At 61.7% G+C, this 24,192-nt stretch carries 19 protein-coding genes; 14 read left to right on the plus strand and 5 right to left on the minus strand.

The window, feature by feature from the left end; translation table 11 throughout:
• The first annotated feature begins 111 nt into the window (after positions 1–111).
• From pyk to U5L73_RS03505, 4 genes are all read left to right on the plus strand, one after another.
• The gene (gene pyk / locus U5L73_RS03490; protein WP_322561053.1) at positions 112–1,545 is read left to right on the plus strand and encodes a pyruvate kinase; all 1,434 of its coding nucleotides are present in this window, start codon (positions 112–114) and stop codon (positions 1,543–1,545) included.
• Between the two features lie 167 nt (positions 1,546–1,712).
• Positions 1,713–2,792 (plus strand): class II fructose-bisphosphate aldolase, encoded by a 1,080-nt coding sequence (gene fba / locus U5L73_RS03495; protein ID WP_322561054.1) that lies wholly within the window; start codon positions 1,713–1,715, stop codon positions 2,790–2,792.
• 22 nt (positions 2,793–2,814) lie between these two features.
• Positions 2,815–3,588 (plus strand): hypothetical protein, encoded by a 774-nt coding sequence (locus U5L73_RS03500; protein ID WP_322561055.1) that lies wholly within the window; start codon positions 2,815–2,817, stop codon positions 3,586–3,588.
• An 88-nt stretch (positions 3,589–3,676) separates the two neighbouring features.
• Positions 3,677–4,582 (plus strand): phosphoribosylaminoimidazolesuccinocarboxamide synthase, encoded by a 906-nt coding sequence (locus U5L73_RS03505; protein WP_322561056.1) that lies wholly within the window; start codon positions 3,677–3,679, stop codon positions 4,580–4,582.
• Between the two features lie 114 nt (positions 4,583–4,696).
• Here U5L73_RS03505 and trxA read toward each other — a convergent pair whose 3' ends face one another.
• Positions 4,697–5,653, minus strand: a complete 957-nt coding sequence (gene trxA, locus U5L73_RS03510; RefSeq protein ID WP_322561057.1) for a thioredoxin — start codon at positions 5,651–5,653, stop codon at positions 4,697–4,699.
• A 36-nt stretch (positions 5,654–5,689) separates the two neighbouring features.
• Between trxA and purE the strand changes: the two genes are divergently transcribed.
• Genes purE through U5L73_RS03525 form a run of 3 tightly spaced genes read left to right on the plus strand, consistent with a single transcriptional unit; the run spans position 5,690 to position 8,495 of the window.
• Entirely contained in the window at positions 5,690–6,193 is a 504-nt protein-coding gene (gene purE / locus U5L73_RS03515) for a 5-(carboxyamino)imidazole ribonucleotide mutase (RefSeq protein ID WP_322561058.1), read from the plus strand.
• The gene (locus U5L73_RS03520; protein ID WP_322561059.1) at positions 6,193–7,407 is read left to right on the plus strand and encodes a 5-(carboxyamino)imidazole ribonucleotide synthase; all 1,215 of its coding nucleotides are present in this window, start codon (positions 6,193–6,195) and stop codon (positions 7,405–7,407) included. Before purE ends, U5L73_RS03520 begins: the two co-directional genes overlap by 1 nt.
• Positions 7,408–7,433: 26 nt before the next feature.
• Complete coding sequence (locus U5L73_RS03525; RefSeq protein WP_322561060.1) at positions 7,434–8,495, plus strand: L-threonylcarbamoyladenylate synthase; 1,062 nt, start codon at positions 7,434–7,436, stop codon at positions 8,493–8,495.
• Positions 8,496–8,534: 39 nt separating this feature from the next.
• On the opposite strand, the gene dacB is transcribed toward U5L73_RS03525, so the two are convergent.
• On the minus strand, positions 8,535–10,013 hold the full coding sequence (dacB, locus tag U5L73_RS03530; RefSeq protein WP_322561061.1) for a D-alanyl-D-alanine carboxypeptidase/D-alanyl-D-alanine-endopeptidase: 1,479 nt from the start codon (positions 10,011–10,013) through the stop codon (positions 8,535–8,537).
• A 41-nt stretch (positions 10,014–10,054) separates the two neighbouring features.
• Between dacB and tsaB the strand changes: the two genes are divergently transcribed.
• The 6 genes from tsaB (at position 10,055) to U5L73_RS03560 (ending at position 16,416) form a co-directional block, all read left to right on the plus strand.
• On the plus strand, positions 10,055–10,801 hold the full coding sequence (gene tsaB, locus U5L73_RS03535) for a tRNA (adenosine(37)-N6)-threonylcarbamoyltransferase complex dimerization subunit type 1 TsaB (protein WP_322561062.1): 747 nt from the start codon (positions 10,055–10,057) through the stop codon (positions 10,799–10,801).
• Complete coding sequence (rimI, locus tag U5L73_RS03540) at positions 10,798–11,289, plus strand: ribosomal protein S18-alanine N-acetyltransferase (RefSeq protein WP_416221257.1); 492 nt, start codon at positions 10,798–10,800, stop codon at positions 11,287–11,289. Before tsaB ends, rimI begins: the two co-directional genes overlap by 4 nt.
• 5 nt (positions 11,290–11,294) lie before the next feature.
• Positions 11,295–12,119: a uracil-DNA glycosylase gene (locus tag U5L73_RS03545; RefSeq protein ID WP_322561063.1), complete on the plus strand. Its 825-nt coding sequence runs from the start codon at positions 11,295–11,297 to the stop codon at positions 12,117–12,119.
• An 11-nt stretch (positions 12,120–12,130) separates the two neighbouring features.
• On the plus strand, positions 12,131–12,973 hold the full coding sequence (gene pyrF, locus U5L73_RS03550) for an orotidine-5'-phosphate decarboxylase (protein ID WP_322561064.1): 843 nt from the start codon (positions 12,131–12,133) through the stop codon (positions 12,971–12,973).
• 114 nt (positions 12,974–13,087) lie between these two features.
• On the plus strand, positions 13,088–14,902 hold the full coding sequence (locus U5L73_RS03555; RefSeq protein ID WP_322561065.1) for a DUF1800 domain-containing protein: 1,815 nt from the start codon (positions 13,088–13,090) through the stop codon (positions 14,900–14,902).
• An 11-nt stretch (positions 14,903–14,913) separates the two neighbouring features.
• The gene (locus tag U5L73_RS03560; RefSeq protein ID WP_322561066.1) at positions 14,914–16,416 is read left to right on the plus strand and encodes a DUF1501 domain-containing protein; all 1,503 of its coding nucleotides are present in this window, start codon (positions 14,914–14,916) and stop codon (positions 16,414–16,416) included.
• 64 nt (positions 16,417–16,480) lie between these two features.
• On the opposite strand, the gene U5L73_RS03565 is transcribed toward U5L73_RS03560, so the two are convergent.
• Together U5L73_RS03565 and U5L73_RS03570 are read right to left on the minus strand one after the other, a co-directional pair.
• Entirely contained in the window at positions 16,481–16,855 is a 375-nt protein-coding gene (locus U5L73_RS03565) for a DUF779 domain-containing protein (protein ID WP_322561067.1), read from the minus strand.
• 292 nt (positions 16,856–17,147) lie between these two features.
• Positions 17,148–18,671 carry an aldehyde dehydrogenase family protein gene (locus tag U5L73_RS03570; RefSeq protein ID WP_322561068.1) on the minus strand — a complete coding sequence of 508 codons (1,524 nt, stop codon included), beginning with the start codon at positions 18,669–18,671 and terminating at the stop codon, positions 17,148–17,150.
• A gap of 304 nt (positions 18,672–18,975) precedes the next feature.
• Between U5L73_RS03570 and U5L73_RS03575 the strand changes: the two genes are divergently transcribed.
• Entirely contained in the window at positions 18,976–20,973 is a 1,998-nt protein-coding gene (locus tag U5L73_RS03575; protein WP_322561069.1) for a sigma-54-dependent Fis family transcriptional regulator, read from the plus strand.
• Positions 20,974–21,070: 97 nt separating this feature from the next.
• Here U5L73_RS03575 and uvrA read toward each other — a convergent pair whose 3' ends face one another.
• Positions 21,071–24,067: an excinuclease ABC subunit UvrA gene (gene uvrA, locus U5L73_RS03580; protein ID WP_322561070.1), complete on the minus strand. Its 2,997-nt coding sequence runs from the start codon at positions 24,065–24,067 to the stop codon at positions 21,071–21,073.
• Positions 24,068–24,192: the final 125 nt, after the last annotated feature.

Genomic DNA, 24,192 nt, shown 5'->3' on the forward strand with positions numbered 1-24,192 from the left:
TAACTCGCCGGCCCCCGTAGATACCCGCCACTGTGCGATCTTGTCCCTTGCATGTAACCAAGGTACATACAAGCGTGTAAAAATAGGTAACTACCTCTAGGAGACAGACATATGCCGCGCCGCGCCACCAAAATTGTTGCCACCCTCGGACCCGCCTCCAGCGATGCCGCCATTCTGGAGCAAATGATCCGGGCCGGTGTGAACGTAGTCCGGCTGAATTTCAGCCACGGCAAGGCGCAAGACCATATCGATCGTGCCCGTCTGGTGCGCGAAGCGGCGCAGCGCGCAGGGCGTGAAGTGGCCATCATGGCCGACCTGCAAGGCCCCAAAATCCGCGTCGGCAAATTTGCCGAAGGCAAGGTGTTTCTGGAGCAGGGTCAGAAGTTTGTCTTAGATGCAGGCCGCACCGAATTGGGCGATATCGACGCCGTGGGCCTCGATTACAAATCACTGCCCAGCGAAGTAAAAGCTGGCGACGTGCTCTTGCTCAATGACGGTTTGATCGTGATCGTGGTGGATGCTGTGGTCGGCGACAAGGTGCACACCACCGTCAAGCTGGGCGGCGAGCTGTCCAACAACAAGGGCATCAACAAACAAGGCGGCGGCTTGACTGCGCCTGCCCTGACCGGCAAAGACATGGAAGACATCCGCACTGCGATGAGCTTCCAAGCGGACTACGTGGCCGTGAGTTTCCCCAAAAACGCCACCGACATGGAAATGGCACGCCAGCTCTGCAACGTGGCCGCCGCCGAGTACAACCACAAGCCTGGTTTGATCGCCAAGATCGAGCGCGCTGAAGCCATCCCCAAGCTCGAAGAAATTTTGCTGGCATCGGACGGCATCATGGTGGCCCGTGGTGACCTAGCCGTGGAGGTGGGTAACGCTGCAGTCCCCGCACTACAAAAGCGCATGATCAAGATGGCCCGCGAGCACGACAAAGTGGTGATCACTGCGACGCAGATGATGGAATCCATGATCACCAACCCCGTGCCTACCCGCGCGGAAGTGAGCGACGTGGCCAACGCCGTGCTGGACGGCACCGACGCCGTGATGCTGTCTGCTGAAACCGCAGCCGGCAAATACCCGCTGGAAACCGTGATCGAAATGGCCAAAATTTGCTTGGCCGCCGAGAGCAGCGAAATGGTCAAGCTGGATGCAGACTTCACCGGCAAAACCTTTACCCGTATCGACCAGTCCATCGCCATGGGCGCGCTGTTCACTGCCCACCATCTGGGTGCCAAAGCCATCGTGGCCATGACCGACAGTGGCAGTACCGCTCTGTGGATGAGCCGCCACCTGATCCATGTGCCGATTTACGCTTTGACCCCCAAGGTCAGCACCCAGCGCAAGATGACGCTGTACCGCAACGTGCGCCCTTTACTGATGGGTACCAGCGCGGACCGCGATACCGCGTTGATGGATGCTGAAAAGCACCTCAAGACCCGCGGTATTGTGCAAAAGGGCGACATCTACGCCATCACTTGTGGCGAGCCGATGGGTGCCCCGGGTGGCACCAATATGCTGAAGATTTGCGCGGTCAGCTAAGCGGCAACTGCAGTCAAAAAAGGGAGCTGAGGCTCCCTTTTTTTATGCCGCCAAGTCGAAGTGGCGGGGGTTAACCCTTGGCGAGTAAAATCCGGCAACGGTAAAAGTTACCAAGCGGTTACCAAGTCGGGCCGTTGACGGATTTTTAACTTCCTGGGGATAGAAAAATGGCACTCGTTTCGATGCGCGAGCTTCTGGACCACGCGGCAACGCATAACTATGCGATTCCAGCGTTTAACGTCAACAATCTGGAGCAAGTCCAGGCCATCATGGAGGCCGCCAAGGAAACCGGTGCCCCCGTGATCATGCAGGCCAGCGCCGGCGCCCGCAAATATGCCGGCGAACACTTTCTCAAGCACCTGATCCAGGCGGCTGTTGAGAGCTACCCCAGCATTCCGGTGGTGATGCACCAAGACCACGGCCAAAGCCCCGCGGTATGCCAGGGCGCGATCGACCTGGGCTTCAGCTCGGTGATGATGGACGGCTCTTTGGAAGCCGACGGCAAAACCATCGCCAGCTTTGAATACAACGTCGAAGTCACCCGCAAGGTGGTGGACATGGCCCACAAGTTGGGTGTGACCGTGGAAGGCGAGTTGGGCTGCCTCGGCTCCCTGGAGACCATGAAGGGCGACAAGGAAGACGGCCACGGCACGGACGCTGTCATGACCCGTGAGCAGCTGCTCACTGACCCTGAAGAAGCCGCTGAATTTGTCAAGCTGACCCAGCTGGATGCCCTAGCGATTGCCATCGGTACCAGCCACGGCGCATACAAGTTCACCCGCCAGCCCACAGGCGATATCTTGGCGATTGAGCGCATCAAGGAAATTCACGCCCGCATCCCCAACACCCATTTGGTGATGCATGGCTCCAGCGCAGTGCCTCAAGAGTTGCTGGCGGCCATTAACCAATACGGCGGCAAGATGGCCCAGACGTGGGGTGTACCGGTCGAAGAGGTGCAGCGCGCCATCCCCTTTGGCGTGCGCAAGGTCAATATCGACACCGATATCCGCATGGCCATGACAGCTGCTGTGCGCAAGTTCATGTTTGAGAACCCTGAAAAGTTCGATGCCCGCGAGTGGCTCAAGCCCGCGCGTGAGGCCGCCAAGCAACTGTGCAAGCAACGTTACATCGAGTTCGGTTGCGAAGGCCGTGCGGCCAGTATCAAGGGCCACAGTCTGCAAGTGGTGGCTGCTCAGTACGCGCGCGGCGAGTTGTCTCAAGTGGTGCAGGACATGGCACCCGCTTGAGTGGGGTTTTCAAGCTAGTTGAATGGCCGCTGATGCGGCCATTTTTTATGGGGTCGCAGGGTTAGACTTGACGCTCTTTTCAAGAACGCAGGGAAGCATGATGCAGCGCAGATTCCTAGGAATATGGTTTTTTTCATTTCTGCTTTTGGCAGGGTGTGAAACGACCCAGCCTCGCCAGTTTGCGCCGCCGGCTGACTACGTACCGCTTGAAGGGCTGCGCATAGAAAGTCGCTTGTCGGTAGTGGAAGTTACGTCGAGTAACCTTGCCGAAGAGGCGCTCAAATGCGTCCCCACTCTTCACACCACAAGCAAGAGTATTCAGCAGTTAGCCGGCAAGTTGCCCCTAGCAGCCGGGAACACAACGGTGCTCGGGCATGCGAGTTCTGCCCACCAGTTTATGGTCCGCGGCACTTTGTCTGCATGTTTACGCCGCAGCGAAGCGCGGCATGTGATTCTTGCTGCCGATGCGTTGTTGGATACGGTGAATCCAGTCGGTGTGTCCCCTGATGTGCAGGACGATTGGTACAAACAGATCGCCCTCAAATTGGCCCAATCCGGGACTGTGAAGGTCGCCTATGCTTACTCATCCGGAGCTGCGAGCGCAGCCACTTACTGGTTAGGTATGGGGCAGCACGATGGAAGCACGCTGTTCTACACCTACGAATTCAAGAAAGCCGGGGCGTGGGAGCCCAGTACTTATGGTTTGGTTTTCCGGGATCGCAATCTGGCATCTATCTCGGAGACAAAGCGTGGTGGCGTTGGGCGGAAAAGTGACTTCTTTCCCTTTCGGCGATGAGTCCCGCGCTATCCAAGATTTGAACTTGCGATAATCCAAGGCTTCGCCCTCCATTCCGGGGCGAAGCCTTTTTACTTTTGTGGACGCCATGACTTCAGCTTTGCACACCTCCGCCCTGTCCCTTCCATTGCTTGCCCGCGGCAAGGTGCGCGACAACTACGCGGTGGGCGACGACCGTATCCTCATGGTGGCCAGCGACCGTTTAAGCGCGTTTGACGTGATCATGGGTGAGCCGATTCCGGGCAAAGGCGCGCTGCTGACGCAGATGGCCCTGTTCTGGTTCGAGAAGCTGGGTAAAAACGGCGCCGATGTGTGCCCCAACCATTTGACGGGTGACGCCCCCGAGAGCGTAGTGACTGCCGCCGAGGTGGCCCAAGTGACCGGGCGCTCGATGTTGGTCAAGCGCCTCAAGCCTCTGCCTGTTGAAGCCGTAGTGAGGGGTTACCTGGCAGGCAGCGGTTGGAAGGAGTACCAAGAGAACAGCGCAGTCTGCGGCGTGCCTTTGCCGGCTGGTTTGCAAAATGCCAGCAAGCTGCCTGAGCCCATTTACACCCCGGCCGCCAAGGCAGCAGTTGGTGACCATGATGAAAACATCACGTTCGAGAAAACTGTGGAGATGATCGGCTTGGACCTCGCCACCCGCATCCGCGACATCAGTATCCAGATTTACAAAGTAGCGGCTGAGTTTGCTCTCACCAAGGGCATCATCATTGCAGACACCAAGTTTGAATTCGGCCTGGACAAAGACGGTACCTTGACCTTGATGGACGAGGTACTGACGCCGGACTCCAGCCGTTACTGGCCGGTGGAAAGTTACCAGGTAGGTACCAACCCGCCCAGCTACGACAAACAGTTCGTGCGCGACTGGCTTGAACAGGCGCTGGTCGATGGCAAGCCTTGGGACAAAACGCCTCCCGCACCGCGCGTGCCCCGCGAGGTGATCGAGAAGACGGCCGACAAATACCGCGAGGCTTTGCAGCGCTTGACTGCTTGACCGCTTGATGGGCTGCGGCAAGTGCGCAGTCGCATTGCCTGTGTCTCCAGCCGCCACGCGTGAAATAAAAAAGGCCCCTCGGGGCCTTTTTTATTGGGCGGCAGGTGGCAGGCCTTAGTTCAGCGCCATGCTGAGCTTGCGGCGGTAGCTGGCCACCAACTGCGCCTGTGGGTCTTGCTCAGTGACCACTTTGCCCAGCACCTCGATGCCGCCTGTGGCTTTGCCGGCAGCTGCAGGGTCAACTTTGGGCTTGGGTGGGGTCAGCAATTCGAGGATGGCCACAAAGGTCTTGCGCGGTACCTCGTTGTTCCAGGCCTTGTCGCGCATGATGATTTCCAGCAGCTCGTCCATGGAGCCGGTCCAGTCACCACCCACCATCAGCACACGGGCTTTGGCCAATCGGGTGTCGAAGTCGCGCTTGTTGGTGGCAATGACTTCGTCAAACTGAGCGGGGGTCCACAGGCCCTTGTCGTCGGTCAGGACGAACTTGATGGCATCCAGAAACTGCGCCAGTGCCTCAAAGCGCTGCTGCTTGGGGATGTAGGCCAAGGTCGGGGCCAGGGCGGCCTCGGCGTCTTCGATCATGTCGTTTTCGATGAGCAGCTTGACATAGTCATAGCGGGCGTCATCGTTGCCGGGGTTCAGGGTCAGGGCTTCGTGCAGCTTTTGCAAAGCGGCACGCGGGTCACCCGCTTCTGCCAGAGACTGGGCATCTTCCACATCGGCTGCGGCTTCCAGCACGTCTTCTGTGGGCACGTGCTTGTCCAGAAACTCCTTGAGCTTGCTCTCGGGCACTGCACCCATGAAGCCATCGGCGGGCTTGCCATTGATCATCAGCACACAGGTGGGAATGCTGCGGATGCCGAAGGCTTGCGCAAGTTGCTGCTCCTGGTCAGAGTCGATTTTCACCAGCTTGAAGCGGCCGCCGTAGTCGGCTTCAACCTTCTCCAGCAGCGGTCCCAGCGTCTTGCAAGGGCCGCACCAAGGTGCCCAAAAATCGACCAGAACGGGCACCTGGTGGGAGGCGGCGATGACTTCGGTTTCGAAGTTTTCTAGGGTGACGTCGATCATGGGAAGTAGCTCGGGGTGAAAAAGTAAAATTCAACGATGAAAACAATTCAAATCGGCGTCGTCATGGGTTCCAACTCGGATTGGGACACCATGCAACACGCAGTCCAGATTCTCCAACAGTTTGGTATCGGCTTTGAGGCGCGCGTCATTTCAGCCCATCGCATGCCCGACGACATGTTCCGCTACGCCGAGGCCGCTGCGGGCCGTGGCCTCAAGGCCATCATCGCCGGTGCCGGTGGTGCGGCCCACCTGCCGGGCATGCTGGCGGCCAAAACCACGGTGCCGGTGCTGGGTGTGCCGGTGCAGAGCAAAGCGCTCTCCGGGGTCGACTCCTTGCACAGCATTGTGCAAATGCCCAAGGGCATTCCGGTGGCGACCTTCGCTATCGGCAGTGCCGGTGCCGCCAACGCGGCCCTGTTTGCAGTAGCCCTGCTGGCCAACGAAAACCCCGATTTGCGCATGGAGCTGGATGCGTTCCGTATCGACCAGACCCAGATCGCACGCAACATGACCCTGCCGGTGACCGGTAGCGCTGCGTAATGGCGGCCGCAGACACAGCGCCTGTCGGCGCAGCACTGGGCGGCGCAGAAGAAATCACCTTGGGTGTGATGGGCGGTGGACAGTTGGGCCGCATGTTTGCGCATGCTGCGCAGCAAATGGGCTTTTTCACCGCGGTGCTGGACCCGGATGCCACCAGCCCGGCCGGCCGCATCAGCCACCACCATGTGCAAACGGCCTATACCGATGCCGAGGGGCTCGCCCGCTTGGCCGCCGTGTCTGTTGCAATTACGACTGAGTTTGAGAATGTGCCGGCCGAGGCGCTGAACCAACTGGCGCAAAGCCGCCCGGTGGCGCCCAGCGGCGCTGCGGTGGCGATTGCCCAAGACCGCGCGGCAGAGAAGGCGCACTTCGTGCAATGTGGTGTGCCCTGCGCGCCCTACGCGGTCATCGAGACTGCCGAGCAATTGGCGGCCATTGACGCCAACTTGCTCCCCGGCATTCTCAAGACTGCCCGCATGGGCTACGACGGCAAGGGCCAGGTGCGCGTGAAGACGCCCGCTGAGTTGGCTGCCGCGTGGGCGGACCTGAAGGGCGTGCCCTGTGTGCTGGAAAAGATGCTGCCCCTGCAGTGGGAGTGCAGCGTCATCGTGGCGCGCGGTGCCGATGGCACTTGCGTGAACCTGCCGGTGCAGCGCAATCTGCACCGCGACGGCATTCTGGCGGTTACCGAGGTTTATGAAGGAAATGTGCCTCCAGCCCTCGCAGAACGTGCGGTGGCTGCTGCGAAATCGATAGCGCGGGGTGTCGGCTACGTCGGTGTGCTGTGCGTGGAGCTCTTTGTGCTCGATGAGTCAAACCCTGCCGCTGCAGGCTTGGGTGGCTTGGTGGTCAATGAGATGGCGCCGCGCCCCCACAACAGCGGCCACTACAGCATGGACGCTTGCGATGTCTCCCAGTTCCACCTGCAGGTGCGCACTTTGGCGGGCTTGCCGCTGGTACAGCCGCGCCAGCACAGTCCGTCCATCATGCTGAATTTGTTGGGTGATATCTGGCCCCAAGATGGTCGCAACGGCGGTGAGCCCGACTGGGCCGCCGTGCTGGCGTTGCCCGGCACCCACCTGCACCTGTACGGCAAGCTGGACGCCAAAAAAGGCCGCAAGATGGGCCACCTCAACGTCTCGGGCGCCACGATCGAGCAAGTGCGGGCCACCGCTCTGGAAGCGGCGCGCATCCTCGGCATTGCCGCGTTCTGAATGGCTGCTTTGCAGTCTCGCCGTCCATGATCGTTTCCGCCTACCAATTCGCTGACGGGGTGGAGCTTGCTCCTGATTTCGTAGCTGCTGCCGCAGGTGCAGTGAGGGCTGGAAGCCTGATCGGCTTGCCTACCGAGACGGTGTACGGACTGGGGGCCGATGCGTCGGACCCGGTGGCCGTAGGCCAAATTTTCAGTGCGAAGGGCCGCCCGTCAGACCATCCCTTGATCGTTCACGTCGCGGCCTTTGACGGCGGCATGGGCGGCGTGGCGCATTACTGCGCCCGCGTGCCGGCGTTTGCCCAGCAGCTCATGTCGGCCTTCTGGCCCGGTCCGCTCACCCTGATATTGCCGCGCAAAGAAGGCGTGGGCGAGGCCGCTGCCGGTGGCCAGAACAGCATCGGCCTGCGCTGCCCGGCGCACCCGGTGGCCCAAGCCGTGTTGGCGAGCTTGCGCAAGCCATCTGACGGGGGGCGGGAGGTCTGGGGCATTGCCGCGCCCAGCGCCAACAAGTTTGGCCGGGTGAGCCCCACCACGGCGGCCCATGTGCACAGTGAATTCGGGGACGACTTGCTGATCCTCGATGGCGGCCCTTGCGAGGTGGGCATTGAGTCCACCATCATCGACTGCACCCGCGGTGCGCCGGTGCTCTTGCGCCCGGGCTCCATCACCGCCCAGCAGGTGGAAGATGCGTGCGGGCGCAAATTGCTATCAAAAGAAGAGCTGGATGCGCAGACGCAGCAAGCGCCGCGGGCCTCCGGGACCCTGGAGTCTCACTATGCGCCCAGCGCCACCGTGCGCCTGATGGACGCCAAAGCCTTGCAAGCCGCCCTGGACTTGCTCAGCGGCACCACCCCGCCCGACAGGCGCCCCACGATTGCGCTGTACCACCGCAGCGCGCTGCAAGTGCGTTCGCCCTTGGTATCCCCCCACCGCATGCCTTCCCATGCGCAGCCGGCTGCGCACGAGCTGTTCTCCAAGCTGCGGGAGATGGATGCGCTCGGCGTGAAGCTGATCTGGGTTGAAACACCGCCCGACACCCCCGAGTGGGATGGCGTGCGCGACCGCCTGACCCGCGCAGCCGCTTGAAGCGGCGCTGCCGGCCTCTGGCAGGGTGCCTGCTCGCTTTTACTGATCCCGTCCGGCCCAGTCCACCAATGCGTCCAGCGCAGGGCGGGCCTCATTGGCGTTGGGGTGGTTGATAAAGGCAACCAGCACATAGCGCTTGCCGCTTACCGCATGCACATAGCCCGCCAAGGTAACCACGCCGTTGAGGGTGCCGGTTTTCAGGTGAGCGGTGCCGCTGGTGCGGGTTTTGATGCGCTTGAGCGTGCCATCGACCCCCGTGATCGGTAGGGATGACATCAACTCCGGCATAAAGGGGGCGGTGAACGTGGCTTGCAACAGCCGACCCATCGCTTGCGCGCTGATGCGCTCCTGGCGGGAGAGGCCGGAGCCGTTGTCCAGCACCGGGGCGTCGTCGGTGCCGATCCGGTCTTTCCACCAGCGCTGCACCAGTGTGCGGCTGGCGGCAAAGCTGCCGGGCGGCAAATTCACGTCCGCCACTGTGTCAACCGGCAGCCCCTGCGTGGTGCCTGCCACGCGGCCCAGCGTCAAAAATACTTGCTGGGCCATCACGTTGTTGCTGTATTTGTTGATATCGCGAATCACCTCGGCCAGCGACGCGGACTGGGTCACCAGCGCCGGTTTGCCGGCCAATAAGGCGGCCGGCACGCTGCCAGTGCGCACGCTGCCCAGCACCCGGCCTCCCATGTTCTCCCACAGGCCTTGCACCGTGCGTGCGGCATAGGCTTTGGGGTCGGCGTAGGCGACCGGCCAGATTTTTTCACCACACGCCGCGGGGTAGTTGCCGCCAAAGCGGATGCGCAAGGGGTCTGAAAAATCTGCCTTGAGGGCGCCGCGGTAGTCCCCGCACTCGGGGGCGGTGGTGTTGAGGGCTACGGTGGAAGGCAGGCTCACTCCGGCCAGGGGCGGGTCGTACTGCACATAGGCGAGGTTGGCGCTGCGGTCCGGGGTGAAGGTCATCACCACCGACTTGAAGTTAAGCAGCATCGCATCGGGGGCCACGTTGTAGGGGCGCAGGGGCTCGCCATCGAACTTGGCCGGGTTGGGCTCGGGCACTTCGAGTGCGCTGCGGTCGAGCACGATGTCGCCGGCAATGGTCTTGATGCCCATGCCCTGCACCCGGCGCATCAGCAGCCACAGTCGCTCCATCACCAGCTTGGGGTCGCCCTGGCCTTTGATAAAGAGGCTGCCATTGAGCACGCCGTTTTGCACCGTGCCATCCAGGTACACCGGGGTGGTCCAGGTGTAGGCGGGCCCCAGTAGGTCGAGGGCAGCAATGGTGGTCACCAACTTCATGGTGGACGCCGGGTTCATGGGGCTGGTGCTGCGGTGGGCAAGGCGTGGTGCTGCGCCGCCTTGGGCATCGGTCACGAGGAACGACACCGCGTCGCGCGGCACTTTGGCGCGGGCCAGGGCAGCATCGACTTCGGGGGGCAGGGCTTGGGCCGAGACGGCGGCATGCAGGGCCCACACGGCGAGGGCGGCACAGGGGATGCGGGAAAGTGAGCGGGGGAACAACATGGGGGCATTATCTGGCCCGCCCCAGCAGGGATAATCGAACCATGAACCTGTTGGCCCTGGATACCGGAACCGAATTTCTCTCGATCGCCCTGCGCACCGACGAGCCCCACGGCTCGCGCGTCGTGGAGCATCAGAGCGCCGGGGGAGCCAAGGCCTCGACGGATTTGATTGCGGCGGTGTTGCAGATGCTGGCCGATGCCGGGGTGCGCTTGGCAGATCTGGACGCCATTTGCTTTGGCAGCGGCCCGGGCTCGTTCACCGGTCTGCGCACCGCTTGCTCGGTGGTGCAGGGCTTGGCCTTTGGCGCAGACGTGCCGGTATTGCCGGTGGATTCTCTGTTGGCGGTGGCAGAAGATGCGCGGTTTCGTGCGCAGCCGGACGCGCCGATGCTGCAAGTCACCGCCCTGTTGGATGCCCGCATGGACGAGATGTATGCCGCTCGCTACCGTTTTGAAAGCGGCCATTGGCAGACCTTGAGCGCCAGAGCCCTGCTGCGGCCCGAGGACTGGACTGCAACCCCCGCGGACGACGCGCCCCATGTGGTAGCGGGCAATGTTTTTGCGGTGTATGCCGATCGCCTGTCGCCTGCATCACTGCAGGCTGCGCAGGTCGTGCCGGCCTTGCCTATGGCGGCCGCCATGCTGCGACTGGCACCGGCCTTGCTCACGCAGGGTCTGGCCGTGGACGCCGCTTTGGCCATGCCCAGTTACATCCGCGACAAAGTGGCCAAAACCACTGCCGAGCGGGAGGCCGAGAAAGCGGCTGTCTTTGCTGCCACTGCTCCATGAGCCCGTATCGCGCCGTACCAGCCGCCGACGTGGTCCACGAGGCCGTGTTCGAGCCGATGCTCGCGGAATCGCTCGACCGGGTTCTCCCGGTGGAGCAGCGCACCTACTCCCACCCGTGGAGCCGGGCCAACTTTATCGACGCCCTGCATAGTGGCTACCAGGCCCAAATGATCAAGGGCCATGGCGAGTTGCTGGGTTACTTTGTGGCCATGAAAGGGGTGGATGAAGTGCACCTGCTCAACATCACGGTCGCCCCCGAATACCAAGGCCAGGGCTGGGCCCGAGTCATGCTCGATGCGTTGGGTGTGTGGGCTCGCGGACAAGGCGCGCAGTGGCTCTGGCTGGAGGTGCGGGTGCACAACGCGCGTGCTATCAAGGTCTACGAGGCGCATGGTTTTCGCCGCGTGGGCATGCGCAAGGCCTATTACCCGGCAGACCGCGGGCAACGCGAAGACGCCATCGTCATGAGCCTGGCACTGGAGCACTGAACACCATGGCATTGCAACTCGACGAGCGCCAACGCGCCATGCTGCTGGAGATGGGCGTTCGCGTCTGGTTGCCAGGTACCGCTTTTGCGGTGTTGGCAGAGAACGACCCGGCACCCGCTGTGCCTACGCGCCCAGCGGCGGCTCCGGTAGAGGCCCGTGCGCCGCTGCCCGCGCCGGTGGCGCCCAAGGTGCCTAACGTGCCGGTCGTTGCGCCGGAAGTCATGGTCGCAGCATCAGACTTGGCGGCGCTGGATTGGAATGGTTTGGCCGATACGGCGGCGGCCTGCACCGCCTGCGGCGTGTGCGCGGGCCGTAAATTCGGCACCCTGCAACCAGCTGCCCAAGCCCAGGCCGATTGGATGGTGGTGGGCGATCCGCCGGAAGAGGAGGAAGACGCCGCCGCCCAAGCTTTCACCGGTGCACCCGGGCAACTGCTCGACAACATGCTGCAAGCCGTAGGGGCCAGTCGCACTGGCAGCGGGCCGCAAGGGGCGTACGCCACCAATGTAGTGAAGTGCCGCCCGCCGCACGGTCGCAACCCCACGCCGGCTGACTTGGCGGAGTGCGCGCGGTTCCTGCAGCGCGAGGTGGAGCTGGTCCGGCCGAAAGTGATTTTTGCGGTGGGCCGCTTCGCCATCCAGACGCTGCTGTCCGAGCATGGCGCGCTGGCTACCCAACCTTTGGGCAAGCTGCGCGGCATGGTGTACCGCTACCGCGGCATCCCGGTGGTGGTGAGTTACCACCCCAAGCTGCTGCTGCGCAACAGCGCAGACAAGGCCAAAGCCTGGGCCGATTTGTGCCTGGCTATGGACAGCATGTCCCCTTCTTAAAATAGGTTCCCATGACATTCATTGAACAATTGCTCACAGCCGAGCGCGAAAACGGCTCGTTGTTGTGCGTCGGTCTGGACCCGGAGCCGGCCAAGTTTCCGAACCATTGGCGCGGCGACGCTGGCAAGATTTATGACTTTTGCGCGGCTATCGTTGACGCAACGGCGGACCTGGTGAACTCGTTCAAACCGCAGATTGCCTATTTTGCAGCCCATGGCGCCGAGGCCCAACTCGAAAAGCTGATGGAGCACATGCGCCGCACCGCGCCGAACGTGCCTGTCATCCTCGATGCCAAGCGCGGTGATATCGGGAGCACCGCGGAGCAATACGCCAAAGAGGCGTTTGAGCGCTACGGTGCCGATGCAGTCACCCTTTCGCCCTTCATGGGTTTTGACTCGGTTGCTCCGTATTTGAAGTACCACGGCAAAGGCGCGTTCCTGTTGTGCCGTACCTCCAACCCCGGTGGCGACGACTTTCAGCCGCAGCGCTTGCTGGATGTGCCCGGGCAGCCACGGCTGTATGAGCACATTGCAGCCCTGGCTCAGGGCCCTTGGAACCTTAACGGTCAGCTGGGGCTGGTAGTCGGCGCGACTTATCCGGTGGAGATTGAGCGGGTGCGGGCTTTGGCGCCCACGGTGCCCCTGCTGATTCCCGGGGTAGGCGCGCAAGGCGGTGATGCGGTCGCCACTGTCAAAGCCGGCTGGAAGTCGGTAAACGGCGAGACGACCGCGCCCATCGCAGTGAACTCTTCCCGTGCGATTCTGTATGCGTCTGCGGGCATGGACTTTGCTGCAGCAGCCAGGGCTGAGGTGATTCGCACCCGGGCCACCTTGCAGCAGGCGGCTGTTGCGTAAGCATCTTCGTAAGTGTTTGTAACCCCACTGATGAACTAAGGGCGCCGCACCGTAATTCGGATTGAAGGGCTTGTTAGCATCGGTGCGCAAGTCAGTCCGCCAATGAAAGACGGTATGGAAACAGATACATCCCCTATTACGCAGCAACCGCGCGCCAGCACACCCCAGCGGAGTGCCGGCATGTCGATGGCGGGACTCTCAGCAGTTGCGCTGGCTGCTTGTGGCGGCGGTGAGGGGGGTAGCAGCACTGCTGCTACGACGACCTCTTACACCCCGGTTGACGCCGGCAGGAGCGTGGCCTTGGCCAACACGGCTGCCCCTGTGAATGATGCGCAGGCCGCGCGGTTTTTGTTGCAGGCCGGTTTATCCGCGAGTACCGCCGAGATTGCCTCGGTGCGCAGCTTGGGCTACGCCGGTTGGATGAAGGCTGAGATCGCTAAACCGTCAGGCATCAGTGGATGGGACTGGCTCGACTCGCAGGGTTACGGCAATGTCCTGAATCCCGGCAATTTTTACGACTCGGAGTCTCCTGGCGATCACATGATCTGGAGCCAGCTGGCGACCGCCACCGATCCGATGCGCAAGCGCGCAGCTTTGGCGCTCTCTGAGGTAATGGTCGTGTCCCTTAGCGCACTGGACTTCAGCTGGCGCAGCCATGCGATCGCACGGTATTGGGACATTTTGGTGCAGCACGCGTTCGGCAACTTCAGGGACTTGCTGGAGGCCATTACCCTGAATACTGCGATGGGGTACTACCTCAACACCAAAGGGAACCTGAAGGAAAACGTCAGCACCGGGCGCCTGCCCGATGAGAACTACGCCCGCGAGGTGATGCAGCTTTTCACCATCGGGCTCTACAAGCTGAATCCTGACGGTACTCAGCAGCTGGACGGTAATGGCAAGCCCCAGGAAACCTACACCCCCAGCGATGTTGCGAACCTGGCGCGCGTGTTCACCGGCTACGACGTGGACCGCAGCCAGAATGTGGACACCGTGATCCCCCAAACCGGCGGCGGCACCCGTAACGTTCCAAACACCAGCTACGTCCGCTTGCCGATGAAGCTCACGGCGTCCAACCACTCCACATTGGCCGCCACATTCCTGAATGTGACGATTCAGGCCAATACACCGGGCGCCCAGGCCTTGAAGATCGCGCTGGACACCTTGTTCAACCACCAGAACACGGCGCCCTTCATTTGCAAACAGTTGATTCAACGTTTGGTGACCAGCAACCCCACTCCAGCCTATGTGGCCCGTGTAGCAGCTTTTTTTGCCAATAACGGAGCCGGTGTGCGCGGCGACATGGCCTATGTGTTTGCCGCCATTTTGAATGACGACGAGGCGCGCAACGCCACTGGGCTGACTGCCCCTGAGTTTGGCAAGCTGCGTGAACCCATGTTGCGCTTGGTGCAATGGTTACGCACCTTCAATGTCACTTCTACCGCAGGCACCTGGAAAATCTGGAACACGAGTAACGCGGCTGACTCTTTGGGCCAAAGCCCCTTGCGGGCGCCGTCGGTGTTCAACTTCTTTCGGCCCGGCTATGTGCCGCCGTCTACCGTGGCGCCACCGGCGACTGGCTTGAGTGCTGGGAAAGTGGCCCCCGAATTCCAGATCGTGAACGAGAGCAGCGTCGGAGGCTACCTGAACCTCATGATGAATGTGATCGACACGGGTTTTAACTCCGGCGACATCAAGGCCGCGTACACCACTGAGCTAACGCTGGTGCTCGACCCGACAGCGTTGGTGCAGCGCCTGAACCTTCTGATGGCTGCAGGGCAGTTGTCCGCTGGCACGGTGAGTACCATCGTTACCGCTCTGTCTGGTGTGAACGTGACCGCAAGCAGCAGTGCCGCGATCAAGCGCAACCGGGTGTGCGCGGCGGTTCTCATGGTGATGGCGAGTGTGGAATATCTGGTTCAAAAATAAGGCGCAAACCGATGACAAGCTCCAATCTTCCTGATCTGCAGCGCCGCGCATTTTTGCGTCGTTCCGGCCAACTGGCTTTGACCGGTACCGCACTGCCATTTGCCATGAATCTGGCTGCACTGGGCGAAGCCGCTGCCTTCAACGCACCCGCCGGGGACTACAAGGCACTGGTCTGCGTGTTTTTGTATGGTGGCAACGACTATGCCAACACCCTGATCCCTTACGACGATGCCAACTACAACCTCTACAGCACCATTCGCGGGGGCGGGAGCGGCCAAACAGCGGGTGGCATCGCGCTTGCCAAATCGGGCTTGGCAGCTACGGTCTTGAACCCGCTTGCGGCACCTTTAGACAGCCAAGGCCAAGCAGGGCGGCAGTTTGCCCTGAATCCGGCCATGACAGGGCTTGCCGGCCTGTTCAATAGCGGCAAGATGGCCGTGCAGCTTAATGTGGGGCCCCTGGTGAAGCCGTTGACGCGCGAGCAATACAACAGCAGTGACCGGGTCAGTTTTCCTCGCCCGCCGCAGCTGTTTTCGCACAACGACCAGCAGAGCATCTGGCAATCATCTTCCCCCGAGGGCAGCACAGTCGGCTGGGGCGGCAACCTGGGCGATCTGACGCTTGAGAACAGCTTGAACAGCAAATCAGTGTTCACCGGGATTTCGGTCTCGGGGAATGCGGTGTTTTTGTCCGGCGATACAGCGCTGCAGTACCAGGTCAGCACCAGCGGAGCGATCAAGATTAGGCCAGCGACGAATACTTGGGTTTATGGAAACCCGTCCGTCGCAGCAGCGATAACCAGTTTGCTTCGGGAAAACCGGGTGCACAAACTGGAGAACGAATACAACGCCGTCACCAAGCGCGCGTTAGATGCCGAGGCTTCAGTCTCCACCGCTTTGGCCGAGACCGTGCCCAGCACCGTGTTCCCTACGGATTCGCTGGGCAACCAGCTCAAAATGGTGGCGCGCTTGATCAAAGGGCGGGCCGCCTTGGGCGTGCGTCGGCAGGTGTTTTTTGTGTCGATCGGCGGATTTGATTTGCACGACAACCTGATCCGGGACCATGGCACTTTGCTAGGCCGGGTCAGTGCCGCCATGACCGCGTTTTACAACGCGACGGTGGAAATGGGCGTGGAGAACCAGGTCACCTCGTTCACCGCGTCTGACTTTGGCCGCACCTTGTCGTCTAACGGTGATGGCTCTGATCACGGGTGGGGTAGCCACCACTTTGTCGTGGGCGGTGCTGTGGATGGCCAGCGCTATTTCGGTGAAGCTCCGCCCATCAATGTGACCGATGGCACTGGCTGGCCCCGCGTCTACACCGCGGCGGAGCAATGGCATGTCGGGCAGGGCCGCTTGTTGCCCCGCACTTCCGTCGACCAGTACGCCGCTACGCTGGCGAAATGGTTCGGTGTGACTACCACCGAAATGCCCCAGGTGCTGGGCAATATCAATAACTTCGGCACGCCGGCTGGCCGGACCGACTACCCCTGGGACATGGGTTTTATGAAGTGATGCTATGAAATCAGGAGCTGTAGGCGCTTGTTTTTAGCTCGCAATAGCCTGATTTCATGCGTTTTTATCGTTGGGGTTTCTCAATGCCCAGCTCGGCCAGCTCCGCATCCGTGAACACCCGGGAACGCGTGTGAAACGCTTTCCCCTCTGGCCCTTCGAGTGAGAAGGTGCCGCCGTGGCCTTCGATAACGTCGATGATGAGCTGGGTGTGTTTCCAGTACTCGTATTGCCCGATGCCGATGTAGAAAGGGCTGCCGCCGATGTCGCCCAGGTACACGTCACCGGCGCCCATGGTGATTTCGCCGGGCAGGTAGCAGTTGGCCGCGCTGTTGTCGCAGCAGCCTCCGCTTTGGTGGAACATCAATTCCGGGCCGTGTTTGGTTTTCAGGAACGCCACCAGCTCCAGGGCAGCGGGGGTTGCTACTACTTTGTCGACCATAGTTGTGTCTCCTTGTGGTCTGTGTTGGTGCTCGCAGCGCAGCGGCTTGGTTGGCGTTCGCAGCTTCGTGGACTGTGTGGGCGGCCACCTCATACTGGAGTACCAGAAATCGGCGTCCGCCCACACAGTCCACGAAGCCGGGTGCTTGGCGCGCCGCCGTCGCATCGCACTGCAAAAGAGCCACGTGGATTCCCAAGGGGTGACCGCCGATTTCTGGTACCCCAGTATGAGGTGGTCGCCCCTTGGGGAGCCGCGTGGCGGTCCCTCCGGCGAGAAGGGACTCAACGGCGCGTCAGAAGAAGCCCAGCTTGTTCTCGCTGTAGCTCACCAGCAGGTTTTTGGTCTGCTGGTAGTGGTCCAGCATCATCTTGTGGGTTTCACGGCCGATGCCGGATTCCTTGTAGCCACCGAAGGCCGCGTGTGCGGGGTAGGCGTGGTAGCAGTTGGTCCACACGCGGCCCGCTTTGATCGCGCGGCCCATGCGGTAGGCCACGTTGCCGTTACGGCTCCACACGCCGGCGCCCAAACCGTAGAGGGTGTCGTTGGCAATCGCCAGGGCTTCAGCTTCATCCTTGAAGGTGGTCACGGCCAGCACGGGGCCGAAGATTTCTTCCTGGAAGATGCGCATCTTGTTGTGGCCCTTGAACAGGGTAGGCTGCACGTAATAGCCGCCTTCCAAGTCGCCACCGAGATGGGCTTGGCCGCCGCCGATGAGCACTTCCGCGCCCTCTTGTTTGCCCAAGTCCAGGTAGCTCAGGATCTTGGTCAGCTGCTCTTTGGAGGCTTGTGCGCCCATCATGCTGTCGGTATCCAACGGGTTGGCGTGCTTGATGGCAGCTACGCGCTTGAGCACACGTTCCATGAACTTGTCGTAAATACTCTCCTGGATCAGCGCGCGGCTTGGGCAGGTGCAGACCTCGCCTTGGTTGAAGGCAAACAGCACCAAGCCTTCGATCGCCTTGTCGAGGAAGGCGTCGTCCTTGTCCATGATGTCCGCAAAGAACACATTGGGGCTCTTGCCGCCGAGTTCCAGCGTCGCGGGGATCAGGTTGTTGGCAGCGGCTTGCGCAATCACGCGGCCGGTGGTGGTGGAGCCGGTGAAGGCGATCTTGGCGATGCGCTTGCTCGTGGCCAGCGGCATGCCAGCTTCACGGCCATAGCCGTTCACGATGTTGAGCACGCCGGGTGGCAGCAGATCGGCAATCAGCTCGGCCATGATCAGGATGGAGATGGGCGTGCTTTCGGCGGGCTTGAGCACCACGCAGTTGCCGGCGCCCAAGGCAGGCGCCAGCTTCCAGGCGGCCATCAAGATAGGGAAGTTCCACGGAATGATCTGACCCACCACGCCCAAGGGCTCTTGGATGTGATACGCCACGGTGTTCTCGTCGATATTGGACAAAGCACCTTCTTGGGCACGCACGCAGCCCGCAAAGTAGCGGAAATGGTCTACGGTCAGGGGAATGTCGGCATTGAGCGTTTCGCGGATGGCTTTGCCGTTGTCTACCGTTTCCGCATAAGCCAGCAACTCCAGGTTTTGCTCGATGCGGTCAGCAATCTTGAGCAAGATGTTGCTGCGGGTGGCTGCATCGGTTTTGCCCCAGGCATCGCTAGCGGCGTGCGCAGCGTCGAGTGCCAGTTCAATGTCTTCTGCGGTCGAGCGCGCCGCCTGGGTGTAGACCTTGCCGGTGACCGGCGTGATGACGTCAAAGTACTGGCCCTTGACCGGTGGCACGAACTTGCCGCCGATGAAGTTGTTGTACTGGGATTTGTAAGCGATCTTGGCGCCTGCTGCGCCGGGTGCTGCGTAAATTGCCATGGTTGTCGTCCTCTTGTGCTTGGTTTGAGTTCCTGCCGAGTGGCCTCTGGCAGGTGCTCTTCTGACTCAAGAGGCGTGCCACCTGCAGGTGCGCATGACCAGCGTTGATTTCATTGGGTTTTTTCTGTCTACAGGTTCGTCTGCCAGTGTCCGCTCGCGTGTGCTGTCACGCTTTGCCACAGTGACAGGTGTCACAAAATGGAACACTCGGACAGTTTTGAGGGTCTGCGCCATTGCTCCCTGCGCACACAACCCCCATACTAAAACGCAGAGCGGGGCGACATGACTCCGCGCAGGAGACAACGTGCGATCACCTTCCCCTTTGCTGGCCTTACGTCAGGCCCGACAGCAGCTTTTGGAAACTGGGCAGTGCCCGGCCGGTATCGTGGATGAGCGGCTGGCGCGCTCGTGGCACCGCAGCATGGGGGCTGGGTTGGCGCCTACGGCCAGAGTGTCGCCCGAGCACGCCAGTTCCCACCATTTACGCCATGTGCTGGCCAGCAATCACGCACTGCTGGCCCACTCGCGCCCGGTCATGGAATATGTGTTCGACCAGGTGCGCCAAAGCCAGAGCGTAGTGGTGCTGGCCGATTCGGCCGGCATGTTGATGCACACCTTGGGCGACCCGCATTTTGTAGACAAGGCCGAACGGGTGGCACTGACCAGCGGCGCGTCATGGAACGAAAGCCACCGGGGCACCAACGCCATCGGTACCGCGCTGGCAGAGCGCAGCGCAGTCGAAGTCCATGGCTCAGAGCACTTTTTGGAGCGCAATGGGTTCTTGACCTGCGCGGCCTCGCCGATCTTGTCGGCTACGGGCGAGTTGAGCGGCATTCTGGATATTTCAGGCGACCATCGCAACGGCCACGCCCACACCTTGGGGCTGGTCAGCACCGCCGCCCGCATGATTGAAAACCGTCTCATGGTCGCGACCTGTAAGCGCAATATCCGGCTGCATTTGCACGCGCACCCGGAAGGCATCGGCAGTGTGGCTGAAGGCATCATTGCGCTCTCAGACGACGGCTGGATTGTGGGCGCCAACCGCGTGGGCCTGGCGCTGCTGCGGCTCAACACCGGCGACATCGGTGCTACCTTGCTGGAGCGGGTGCTGGATGTGCGGCTGGACGATCTGCTCTCCCGTCACAAGCGCCGGCCACTGCAAGCCCAGCAACTGCGACTGCACAACGGCGCCATTGTGTTCGCGCAGATTCAGGTAGATCCTGCGGTGCTGCCCGCCATCAGCCACGCCGCACTGTCACCTACAGCCACGCCTGCTGCCACTGATGCAGCCAAGTCCGGGGTCGACGCGCTGAGCGCACTGGATACGGGGGATGCCCGCTGGCGCAGTGCCGCCGACAAGGCGCGCCGCATCGTGACCAAGCCAATTCCGCTGCTGGTGCAGGGTGAATCCGGCGTGGGCAAAGAGATGTTCGCCCGCGCTTTGCATGCGAGCGGCCCGCGCCGCGACGGCCCTTTTGTGGCCATCAACTGCGGGGCGATTCCCGAGAGCCTGATCGAGTCCGAGCTGTTTGGCTATGTGGCGGGCGCGTTCACCGGTGCGCGCAAAGAGGGCAGCCCCGGCCGCTTGCGCGAGGCCCACGGCGGCACCTTGTTTCTGGACGAAATCGGTGACATGCCCCTAGCCATGCAAACCCGCTTGCTGCGCGTGCTGCAAGAGCGCACCGTCACGCCGGTGGGCGCCGGTAAAGCGGTAGCGGTGGATTTTGCGCTGGTGTGCGCCACTCACTGCAAGCTAGCGGATGCGGCGGCTAACGGCAAATTCCGCCACGACCTGTACTACCGCATCAACGGCTTGACGGTTACATTGCCTGCCTTGCGCGATCGCAGTGACTTCGCAGCGCTCACTGAGCGTCTATTGAGTGACCTGAGCCCCGCTCTAGCAGTGCAGGTCGCCCCGGAGCTGCTCAGCCGTCTGGCGGCCTACCCGTGGCCCGGCAACCTGCGGCAATATGCCAGCGTACTGCGCACCGCCTGCGCGATGTTGCAAGACAGCGAAGACACCCTGGACTGGGCGCACATGCCTGACGACCTGTTGGACGCGCTACAAGCCGTAGCGCCCGTGGCGGCGGCGAGCTCCCCGGGCCCGGCAGTGGCTGCAGGGGCTGCACCGCTAGAGCCGCTGCCCGCGGCAGTGCAGGTGCCCCAGAGCTTACAAGCACTCTCGCAAATGGCCATTCAGCAGACCTTGGAGGCCACACGCGGTAATGTGTCGCTGGCCGCCCGGCAGCTGGGCATCAGCCGGCAGACGCTGTACCGCAAGCTGGCCGCTGCCAGCGTTTGATTTGCCATCCAACTTTGCTACTGAATTTGTAGCTGCTTGCGCATGTTTTATGAGGGCTAGGGCCTTGTTTTGTTAAAAAATGCGCCTGCATTCTCTTTCAGAGCAGCGTCTTCAAATAGCGCCCCGTGTGGCTAGCCGGGTTGGCGGCAATGTCTTCCGGCGTGCCCACGCCGACCACGGTGCCACCACCGGCACCACCCTCGGGGCCAATGTCGATCAGCCAGTCCGCGGTTTTGATCACATCGAGGTTGTGTTCAATGATGACGATGGTGTTACCCGCATCGCGCAGCTGGTGCAGCACTTTGAGCAGCAGCGCAATGTCGGCAAAGTGCAGGCCGGTGGTGGGTTCGTCCAGGATATAGAGTGTGCGGCCGGTGTCTTTTTTGGACAGCTCAAGCGCCAGCTTTACCCGCTGGGCCTCACCGCCGGATAGCGTGGTGGCGGCTTGGCCTAAGCGGATGTAGGACAGGCCCACATCCAGCAGCGTTTGCAGTTTGCGGGCGATGGTGGGCACCGCGTGCAAAAACTCGTAGGCGGCCTCCACCGTCATGTCCAGAATCTGGGCGATGTTCTTGCCTTTGTAGAGCACTTCCAGCGTTTCGCGGTTGTAGCGCTGGCCGGCGCACACGTCGCAGGGCACATAGACATCGGGCAAAAAGTGCATCTCGACTTTCACCATGCCGTCGCCCTGGCAAGCCTCGCAGCGGCCACCGGCCACGTTGAAGCTGAAGCGGCCCGGGCCATAGCCCCGTTCGCGCGCGGTGGGCACCTCCGCCATCAGCTCGCGAATGGGTGTGAACAGACCGGTGTAGGTGGCCGGGTTGGAGCGTGGCGTGCGGCCAATGGGCGACTGGTCGACGTTGATGACTTTGTCGAAGTACTGGATGCCGTCGATGCTCTCGTGGGTGGCGGGTTCGTCGTGCGCCCGGTAAAGCTGGCGCGCCACCGCCGCGTACAAGGTGTCGTTCACCAGCGTGGATTTGCCCGAGCCGGACACGCCAGTCACGCAGGTCAACAAGCCCACCGGGAAGTCAACGCTCACGTGTTTGAGGTTGTGCCCTGTGGCGCCAGTGATGCGGATGGCTTGCAGTTCTCCTTGGGTGGCAATGTGTTGAGCTTGCCGCTCGGCCCAAGCCAGCGCAGCCTTGCTGGGGGCGCTTTTGCCGGCACCTTTGGCAACTGGCTTGGCTTCTTCCACCACGGGCAGCCAAGGCGTACGGCGCTTGGGAACTTCGATCTGCAGGGTTTTGGCCAGATACTGGCCGGTCAGCGAAGCCGGGGTGGCTTTGACCTCGTCAAACGTGCCCTGGGCAATGACCCGCCCGCCGTGCACGCCCGCGCCCAGGCCCATGTCGATCACATGGTCGGCGGCGCGCATCATGTCCTCGTCGTGCTCGACCACCAGCACGCTGTTGCCAATGTCGCGCAGGTGTTGCAGGGTGCCGATCAGGCGGTCGTTGTCACGTTGGTGGAGGCCGATGCTGGGTTCGTCCAGCACATACATCACGCCCGTCAGGCCGGAGCCGATCTGGCTGGCCAAGCGAATGCGCTGGCTCTCCCCGCCAGAGAGGGTTTCGGCACTGCGGTCCAGGCTCAGGTAGTTCAGGCCCACGTCGTTCAAAAACTTCAGGCGCAGGCCGATTTCGCGGATCACCTTGGCCGCAATTTCGCCGCGCGCACCCGGCATCTGCAGGCGGTTGAAGTACTCAAAGCTTTCGCGCAGCGTGACGTGGCTGATCTCGTAGATCGCGCGCGCCTGGGCGCCTTCGCCGATCTTCACATGGCGGGCCTCTTTGCGCAGGCGGGAGCCGCCGCAGTCCGGGCAGGGCTGGGTGCTGCGCAAGCGGCCCAGGTCTTCCCGGACGACAGCAGAGTCGGTCTCCCGGTAGCGGCGCTGCATGTTGGGGATGATGCCTTCGAAGGGGTGCTTCTTGGTGACCTTCTTGCCCTGCGAGGCGCCTGAGTCCATGATGTAGCTGAACTTGATTTCATCCGCGCCAGAGCCCTGCAGGATGGCGTGCTGCACCGTCGGTGGGAGGCTCTCAAACGAGGCGTCAATGTCGAACCCGTAGTGCTTGGCCAGGCTCTCCAGCATGCTGAAATAGTAGCCGTTGCGCCGGTCCCAGCCTTTGATGGCACCGCTGGCCAAGCTTAGAGTTGGGAAGGCCACCACGCGGGCCGGATCGAAAAACTCATGCTGGCCCAAACCGTCACAGGTCGTGCAGGCGCCGACCGGTGAGTTGAACGAAAACAGCCGCGGCTCCAGCTCCGCGATCGAATAGTTGCACACCGGGCACGCGAACTTGGCATTGAACAGGTGTTCCACGCCCGTGTCCATTTCGAGCGCTATGGCGCGGCCACTGGCTATGCGCAAGGCGGCCTCAAAGCTCTCGGCCAGCCGTTGTTTGAGGTCTTGCCGCACCTTGATGCGGTCGACGACTACGTCAATGTCGTGCTTCTCCGTCTTTTTGAGTTCAGGCAGGTCTTCCGCTTCATAAGGCTTGCCATTGAGCCGGAATCGCACGTAGCCCTGCGCCTGCATCTGGGCAAACAGGTCCTGGAATTCTCCTTTTTTCTCCCGCGCGACGGGCGCCAGAATCATGAGCTTAGTGTCTTCGGGCAGCGCCAATACGGCGTCCACCATCTGGCTGACGGTTTGACTTTGCAGGGGCAGGTCGTGGTCAGGGCAGTAAGGCGTGCCGGCGCGGGCGAACAGCAGGCGCAGGTAGTCGTGAATTTCGGTGACGGTACCGACGGTGGAGCGCGGGTTGTGGCTGGTGGCTTTTTGCTCGATGCTGATGGCGGGCGAGAGCCCTTCGATCATGTCGACATCGGGCTTGTCCATGAGTTGCAGGAACTGGCGTGCGTAGGTCGAGAGGCTCTCCACATAGCGGCGCTGGCCCTCGGCATAGAGGGTGTCAAACGCCAGACTGGACTTGCCCGAGCCCGACAGGCCGGTGATGACCACTAGCTGGTTTCGCGGAATATCGATGTCGATATTTTTCAGGTTGTGGGTGCGCGCACCCCGCACACTGATGTTTTGCTGCTGCAAAGCGCGGGCGAGATATTTACCGTCGTCAGAAGAGGAGTTCAAGAGAGTGGCCGCCGGAAGAGTAACCCGCCATGATAGACAATGTCGGGCTGTGGCGTCACCCTCCGGTTTCTGCCACCCTTTAACGCTTGAGAGTGACCGATTTGTCCGTCCCCACTGATCCCGAT

It is taken from the genome of Rhodoferax sp. (assembly GCF_034520025.1).
In the GTDB taxonomy this organism is placed as follows: domain Bacteria; phylum Pseudomonadota; class Gammaproteobacteria; order Burkholderiales; family Burkholderiaceae_C; genus Allorhodoferax.